Source organism: Microbacterium sp. Bi128 (assembly GCF_918698205.1).
Window position 1 is genome coordinate 1 of the sequence record NZ_CAKKMM010000901.1, and the last position, 2,092, is coordinate 2,092.

Consider the following 2,092-nt stretch of genomic DNA (forward strand, 5'->3'; position numbering starts at 1 on the left):
TCGGTCTGGGAGTCCGGGGCGAACGGGTGGATGGAGGCGAATTCCGGCCAGGAGATCGCTTCCATCTCGGCCGTGGCGTTCAGCTTCATGGTGCAGGAGCCCAGCGGGATCATGGTGCGGTCCAGGGCGAGGTCGCGGTCCGAGAGCTTGCGGATGTAGCGCAGCAGCTGGGTTTCGGAGCGGTGCGTGTTGAACACCGGGTGCTGCAGGAAGTCGGAGGTGCGCAGCACCGTCTCGGGCAGTTCGAAGCCCTTGGCCTCCACCACCGGGCCGGCGCCAAAGGCGACGACCACCGCGGAGAGGACCTCCGGCGTCGTGGTTTCATCGACGGACACGCCAACTGTGTCCGCGTCGATGAGCCGCAGGTTGATGCCCCGGGCCTCGGCGGCGGCGATGACCTTGGCGGCCTTGCCGGGCACGCGGACCGTGAGGGTGTCGAAGAAGGACTCGCTCACCAGTTCCCGGCCGACGATCTTCAGCGTGGCGGCGAGGGCGCGGGTGTTGTTGTGGACGGTCTCGGCGATCGCCTTCAGCCCGTCCGGGCCGTGGTAGACGGCGTAGAACGAGGACACGATGGCCAGCAGTGCCTGCGCGGTGCAGATGTTGGACGTGGCCTTCTCACGGCGGATGTGCTGCTCGCGGGTCTGCAGGGCCAGGCGGTAGGCCGGGACACCGGCGTTGTCCTTGGAGACGCCGACGATGCGGCCGGGGAGCGTGCGTTCCATGCCCTCGCGCACCGCCATGTACGCGGCGTGCGGGCCGCCGAAGAACAGCGGCACGCCCAGGCGCTGGGTGGAGCCGACGGCGATGTCCGCCCCCTGCTCGCCCGGAGGGGTGATCAGGGTCAGGGCAAGCAGATCCGCCGCCACGGTGACCAGTGCGCCGCGTTCTTTGGCCTCCGCGATCACGCCGGACTGGTCCCACACCCGGCCGGAGACGCCCGGCTGCTGGAGGACGAGACCGTTGATGTCGCCGTCGGGCAGACCGGCGGAGAGGTCAGCGACCTGCACCTCGAAGCCCAGCGCCTCCGCTCGGCCCCCGACGATGGCAATGGTCTGCGGGAGGCAGTCGGCGTCGAGGACGGTCTTGGCCCCGGCAGCGGACTTGTTTTTGTTGGCGCGGCGCATGAGAAGCACGGCCTCGGCAACCGCGGTGGCCTCGTCCAGGAGGGACGCATTGGCGACCGGGAGCGCGGTGAGGTCCTGGACCATGGTCTGGAAGTTCAGCAGCGCCTCGAGGCGTCCCTGGGAGATTTCCGGCTGGTACGGGGTGTAGGCGGTGTACCAGGCGGGGGCTTCGAGGATGTTGCGGCGGATCACCGGCGGGGTGACGGTGTCGTAGTAGCCCTGGCCGATCATCTGCACGGCCGTCTTGTTCTTGTAGGCGAGCTTGCGCAGTTCGGCCAGCACCTGGACTTCGCTGAGGGCGCTGTCCAGGGTGAGGGGCTTTTCCTGGCGGATGGAATCGGGGACCGCGTTGTCAACGAGGCCATCAACGCTGTCGTAGCCGACGGCCTTGAGCATGGTGTCGATGTCGGCCTGGCGGCGGGCGCCGATGTGGCGGTCTGCGAAGGTGGACGGGGACGATTGAACCGTCATGAGAGGAACTCCATAATTCAGGTGGCATCAAGACGCCACGATGATTCGGGTTCCTCCCCGCTCTGTATTGGACCTGAGAGTTTCCGCGCAGCCCGCTTTTCAGGGCTCCGCTTGCACCGTCGGTGAGCACAGCATGTCCGGGACACGCCTGCTACTTTCCAGAGATGCCTTGCCGCGGCGGTACATGGGCCTGAGAGATTCCTGGGGAGGGTTTGCTCCTACGGCGCCTGCTTGTACCTACTTGCAGGACTCTCCCGCCGCAGATCAAAGGCGTATTTAATTAGGTGTTCAATCGGGGGTGACAACAGTCACAGCTCTCATTGTCCTATGCCGGGCGCGCGTCCGCAAACTCCCTCCCGGCGGCGGACCCAGGTTACGGGCCACGAGCCACCCGGTGGCGAATCCGGCGGCGCGAATTCGCCGGAAACACCCGGAGTCGCCGCAACTTTCCGGCGTACTCGAACGCTTCCGGCGAATTCGGCGGGGAGTAAGGG

General features: G+C 66.9%; 1 pseudogene and 1 riboswitch. The pseudogene reads right to left on the bottom strand.

The features are described from left to right. Positions 1 to 1,598, bottom strand: a pseudogene (locus LQV45_RS27795) (glycine dehydrogenase (aminomethyl-transferring)); the annotation flags it as partial. Positions 1,599 to 1,766: 168 nt separating this feature from the next. After that, positions 1,767 to 1,865, bottom strand: a riboswitch (glycine riboswitch). Between the last annotated feature and the right edge of the window lie 227 nt (positions 1,866 to 2,092).